At 68.2% G+C, this 5,262-nt stretch carries 6 protein-coding genes; 1 reads left to right on the forward strand and 5 read right to left on the reverse strand.

The genetic code is table 11. From position 1 onward, the window contains the following. On the reverse strand, positions 1-779 hold a 779-nt coding region (locus ACNA7R_RS19120), incomplete at its 3' end, for a geranylgeranyl reductase family protein (protein WP_416285107.1). A 123-nt stretch (positions 780-902) separates the two neighbouring features. Between ACNA7R_RS19120 and ACNA7R_RS19125 the strand changes: the two genes are divergently transcribed. Continuing rightward, positions 903-1,229: a 2Fe-2S iron-sulfur cluster-binding protein gene (locus ACNA7R_RS19125; RefSeq protein WP_008426990.1), complete on the forward strand. Its 327-nt coding sequence runs from the start codon at positions 903-905 to the stop codon at positions 1,227-1,229. Between the two features lie 56 nt (positions 1,230-1,285). Here the strand turns inward: ACNA7R_RS19125 and ftsZ are convergent, their stop codons facing one another. The 4 genes from ftsZ to ACNA7R_RS19145 all read right to left on the reverse strand — a co-directional run. After that, entirely contained in the window at positions 1,286-2,467 is a 1,182-nt protein-coding gene (gene ftsZ, locus ACNA7R_RS19130) for a cell division protein FtsZ (RefSeq protein WP_416285108.1), read from the reverse strand. Between the two features lie 157 nt (positions 2,468-2,624). After that, positions 2,625-3,944, reverse strand: a complete 1,320-nt coding sequence (locus ACNA7R_RS19135) for a D-aminoacyl-tRNA deacylase (RefSeq protein ID WP_416285109.1) — start codon at positions 3,942-3,944, stop codon at positions 2,625-2,627. A 141-nt stretch (positions 3,945-4,085) separates the two neighbouring features. Next, a complete protein-coding gene (locus tag ACNA7R_RS19140; protein WP_416285110.1) occupies positions 4,086-4,553 on the reverse strand; it encodes an NUDIX hydrolase in 468 nt (155 codons plus the stop codon). 52 nt (positions 4,554-4,605) lie between these two features. After that, positions 4,606-5,262, reverse strand: a 657-nt coding sequence (locus tag ACNA7R_RS19145) for a sodium:calcium antiporter (protein WP_416285111.1), incomplete at its 5' end; no start/stop codon positions are given.

The raw sequence follows: 5,262 nt of genomic DNA on the forward strand, positions 1-5,262 counted from the left end.
CGCTTCAGGCTCTCGACGAGCTGCATCGGCTCCTCGGTCATCTGGAAGCCCAGGCCGACGTTGATCTCGGTCTCCGTGCGCGGGAAGTACCAGAGGTAGCCCGCGGCCCGCTCGGTCGGCTTGAACACCAGCGCGTCGGACCACTCCACGGGGTCGTCGACGGTGACGACCTCGCGGTAGCCCGAACAGAAGTGGGAGTAGTTGACGTTCGTATCGAACGTCGACCCCGAGAAGTCGACGTGGTCCTGGAGCACCGACAGCGATCCGGCCGCGTCGATGACGACCTCCGCCTCGTACTCGAGCGGTTCGCCCCTCCGCATCGCCCGGACGCCCGTCACCCGGCCGTCCTCGTCCTGGGTGACGTCCTGGACGACGGTGTCGTAGTGGATCTCCGCGCCCGCGTTCGCGGCGCCCTCGATGACGAGCCTGCCGTACTCCCATCGATCGACGACGGCCAGCTCCCCGGGGATCGGGATTTCGAGAACGGTGTCCTCCTGGGGGATCTCGAAGCGACCGTGGTCGACCTCGGTGTTGGTGAACGCGGGCTCGATCTGGGACCTGGGGATCGCGTCGGGGAAGTCCGCCGCGCCCTTCAGGGCGTCCCCGCAGGCGATGTGGCCCGCCTCGTCCTCCGATTTGCGCTCTACGAGGACGACGTCATACCCCTCGCGTGCGACAGTCGCTGCGGCATAGCTGCCGGCGGTGCCGGCGCCGACGACGACGACGTCCGGCGATCGCGTCCCGGACGCCCCGGCGGCCGACTGCTCCTGCGTACTCATATGGAACAGTGTGGAGTGCGGGGTAAGAAAACGTTTTATGTGCTGTCCGGCGGGTCGACGGCGGCGGATCGGTCGAGCACCAGCTAATAAAGAGTTTTGTCGGGGTCGTTCGTATCGCTCCGTATGACCGAGTACACCGTCGAGTTCGTCGGCACCGGCGAGTCGATCACCTGTACCGACAAGGAGACGATCCTCAGCCGCTGTCTCGAGGAGGGCATCGCCCAGGAGTACTCCTGTCGCGTCGGGATGTGTCTGGCCTGCACCGCCGAGATCCTCGAGGGCGAGGTTACCCAGCCCGCGGCTCGTGGGTTCACCGAGGAGGAAGCCGAGAACTACGCGCTGACCTGCATGGCCCGGCCGCAGTCGGATCTGAAACTCGAGCGCGGGAAGTATCCGCCGAGCATCGAGGGCGACCTCGCGGGCGGCGAGCCGGCGACCGCCGACGACTGACGCGACGGCGCCGTCGATCGCTGCACTCTTCTGAGAAGGTGAGTCGCGTTCGCCGATCAGTTGACGAAGTCGATGTCGTCCTCGCCGCGAGCGCCGCCCCGGCCTCGAGCCCCGGAGCCACGTTCGGGCTGGGCCGGCTGCTCGTCGCCGTTGCCGTAGATCTGTGGCGACTCGACGCCGGTGACGACGATCATCGTCCGCATGCTGCCCTCGAGGGTCTCGTCGATCGAGGTCCCCCAGATGATGCGGGCGTCGGGGTCGATCCGGTCGTAGATCTCCTCGACGACGCCCTCCGCCTCCTCAATGGACATGTCGTTCCCGCCGGTGACGTTGACCAGCGCGGAGGTCGCCCCGGAGATGTCGACGTCCAGAAGCGGGGATCGCAGCGCGGTCTTGACCGAGTCCTCGGCCTTCGCCTCGGAGTCGGACTCGCCCAGCCCGATCATCGCGACGCCGCCCCGTTCCATGACGGTGCGGACGTCGGCGAAGTCGAGGTTGACGAGGCCGGGCTTGGTGATCAGCTCGGTGATGCCCTTCACGCTGCGCATCAGCACCTCGTCGCTGACCTTGAACGCCTGGCGAACCGGCAGTTTGCCGACCGAATCCAGCAGGCGGTCGTTGGGGACGACGATCACCGTATCGGAAACGTCGCGCAGGCGCTCGAGGCCGGCTTCGGCGTTCGTTCGGCGGACCTCGCCCTCCGCGGTGAACGGCGTGGTGACGATCGAGATGGTGAGCGCCCCGGACTCCCGGGCCGCCTTCGCGACGACGGGCGCGGAACCGGTGCCGGTGCCGCCGCCGAGTCCGGCGGTGACGAACACCATGTCGGAGCCGTCGATCGCGCCGGCGATGTCCTCCTGGCTCTCGAGGGCGGCCTCCTCGCCGACCTGGGGGAGCGAGCCCGCACCGCGGCCGCCGGTCTTGTCCTCGCCCATCAGGATCTTTGTGTCGGCCTCGATCTCGACCAGGTGCTGGACGTCGGTGTTCGCGGCGACGAGCTTCGCCCCGTGGATCCCCTCTTCGTGCATCCGATTGACGGTGTTCCCGCCGGCGCCGCCGCAGCCGACGACCGTAATGTCGGTCTGGAGATCCTGCAGAACGTCCTCGAGTTCGTCGTCGGTCATCGTGCCGCTGTTGTCGACGCCGTTCGCGCTCGACCGGTCCGACCCCGACGCGTCGGGGACGTCCCCCTCCGCGTTCTCGGCCTCGTCGATCGCGTCTTCGATAAGAGAGTCCATTCCTGGGAGCCAGTAGTAGATGGAGCATAATTACCTTTCCCCTACACGTCAGACGCCCGGAGGCGGGATAAGGCGCGGTTACGTGTCGGGAGTCGAGAACCGATCGACCGCAACCCCCGGCGGGACAACCGAGGACTTCCCTCCCCGACCCGACCGGTCAGAACTCGAACCGGTGGGTGCGCTCGCGGTGGACGGCCTCGGGATCGATCCGTTCGCCGTCGACGGTCACCGCCTCGCCGTCCGCGAGCGCGCCGAACGCCGGCCCCTCCGGGACGCCGAGGGTTCGGGCGAGTTCGGGGTCGAACGCGCGCTCCTCTGCGACGACGGCCTCCTCCCCGAGCGAGACGCGTTCGTACTTTTCCTCGAGGACCGGGACGAGATCCTCGAGGACCTCCCGTTTCGCCTCCGGATCGGGCAGGGCGACGCGGCCCCCGACGCGGCTGCCGGCGTTCTCGGTCTCGAAGGCGACGGCGTGGTGCTCGAACAGCTTCCGGACCCGATCGGGGTCGACGCCCTGGGCGGTCTCGAGCAGCTCTCCCGGCAGCTCGCGGACGACGAACGACTCCTCGCGGCGGTCGCCGAACCGCACTCCCGCTTCGACGGTTCCGAGCTCGGACTCGACGGCCTCGACCAGCTCGAGCGGGCGGTCGCCGACCGCCCGTAGCCAGGTCTCGCCGACGATCCGGCGATCGAGGTCGGCGAGGAGCTCCTCGAGGACGGGCCACTCGCCGTCGAGCACCGCCAGCTCGGCGTCGCTCGCCTCGAACGCGCGCTCGATCACCTCCCGGTGGTTCTCGGGGTGGCCCATCGACTCGAGCGCCCAGTCGGCGGCGATGTGCCCGACCGCCCACTCGGTGTCCTCGACGACCCGCTGGAAGCGGGGCGCGTAGTGGTTGCCACCAAAGCCGACGACCTGCCTGTTACAGTGGGCGTCGACCCCACGGAGCTCGAGGATCGCCCGGGCGACGGCCGCGGCGCCGTCGGGGTCGTCCCACTGCTCGTCGTCGCTGCCCAGCTCCGCGAACAGCGACGGACAGCCCACCTCGCTCGGGCCGTGGTGAGTACACTCCATGCCGACGTCGTACCCCTCCGGCGCGTGGGTCTCGAAGGCCGCGAGCAGCTCGGCGAGGGCGTTCGGGCAGGCCTCTGCGAGGGCGTCGTCCTCGCCGCCGAACTCCGCCGAACCAAAGTTCCCCGTGAAGTGGCCGGTCAGCAGGGCGCCCGTATCTCCCGAGTGCCGGGAGGCAAAGACTAGCAGCTCGGGGTCGCAGTCGAAGGCCTCGGCCGGCCGTTCCAGGTCGAGATGGAGGTCGTCGAACGAGCGCAGTTCGGCGCCCTCGAGTCGGTAGTACGTGCCGCCGCCGTCGGCCGCGGGACGGTTCGGATCCTCGCGTTCGGTCCAGTCGGCGAGCTTCCGGAGCTGCTCGCAGATATGGACTGAGGCGCGGTCGGCGCGGCTCTCGACGATTGCGATCACGTCGACTCCTCGGGGGCGGGGCCTCGAATACGCTCCGCTTTCGATCGGTCGAGAAGGGTGTCATACGGTTTACTGTACGTCAGTTCCGGCACAACCGCGACCCGAGACGGTTGCGCCGGAACATCGGTACAGCAATCCGGATCAGTCGGAGGCGACCTGCGGATTTCGACCGGCCGTCGCGGACGGCAGGAGGCCGACGTAGTCGTCGAGATCCAGCGCGAACTCGCGGTCGGCCGTCGGCTCGATCCACCGGAACTCGAACTCCGAGCCGTGTTCGTCGCCGCCGTCCCGGACCGTGTGGGTCCAGCGGTCGCGGGGCTCGTGGACGGTCGCGTGGAAGAAGTGGCGGACGTAACACTTCGGCGGGGACTGGCGCCGAACCCAGATATCGGTCGTGAGGTGTTCGGTTCCCTGCAGCGTTGCGAGACCGCTCTCCTCGCGTACCTCGCGAAACACCCCCTCTCGAGGGGACTCGTCGCCCTCGAGGGTTCCCTTCGGAATCTGGAGGCCCTCATGTCCCGGGCCCTCGAAGACGAGCAACTCGCCCGTCTCCCGGGTGATGTACGCACAGGCCTTCCCGACGTACGTGGTTTCTTTCGATTCGCTCATACGTTTCGTACAAGGGGTATCCCGTAAAGTCCACTCCCAAATCGTTTGGGTGCTACGGGACGAGCAGGAAGACGAAGCCGAGGTAGCCAGCGAGGAGAACGACGCCGTCGGCGCGTGTGAGCCGCCGTCCGTACCCCATCATCGCGACCAGGACGACGGTGAAGCCGACCAGTATCGGGAGTTCGAACCGGAGCGTGCTCGCAGCGATCTCGATGGGCGTGATCAGCGCGACGATGCCGAGCACCGCGAGCACGTTGTAGATGTTCGAGCCGACGACGTTGCCGATCGCGAAGCCGGTCTCGCCGCGGACGGCGCCGACGGCGGAGGCGGCGAGTTCGGGGAGCGACGTTCCGAGCGCCAGCACGGTGAGGCCGACGAACAGCTCCGAGAAGCCGAACTCGAGCAACAGGTCGGTGCCGCCGGCGACGAGCCACCGCGAGCCGACCACGAGCGCGAGCAGCCCGCCCCCGACGAGCGCGAGGTCCCGGCCGGATACCCCGTCGCTGGCCTCGGGTTTCTCCTCGGCCGGCATCGGGTCGGCGTTGACGTAGTACAGCAGGTAGGCGGTGAACCCCGCGAGCACCAGCAGGAAGATCGCCAGCCCGAAGGAGAAGGACATGACGATGAACATGGGCGCCAGTAGGGCGGAATCATAGGCCTGGCGCGCGACCAGGAAGCCGAAGATGGAGCCGGTACCGGTGGTCAGTGC

The sequence above is a fragment of the Natronococcus sp. genome (assembly GCF_047921035.1).
In the GTDB taxonomy this organism is placed as follows: Archaea; Halobacteriota; Halobacteria; order Halobacteriales; family Natrialbaceae; genus Natronococcus.

Coding starts and splice junctions, on each gene's coding strand:
- ACNA7R_RS19140 (WP_416285110.1), bottom strand. CDS start 4,553: ATGAGCGAATCGAAAGAAACCACGTACGTCGGGAAGGCCTGTGCGTAC.
- ACNA7R_RS19125 (WP_008426990.1), top strand. CDS start 903: ATGACCGAGTACACCGTCGAGTTCGTCGGCACCGGCGAGTCGATCACC.
- ftsZ (WP_416285108.1), bottom strand. CDS start 2,467: ATGGACTCTCTTATCGAAGACGCGATCGACGAGGCCGAGAACGCGGAG.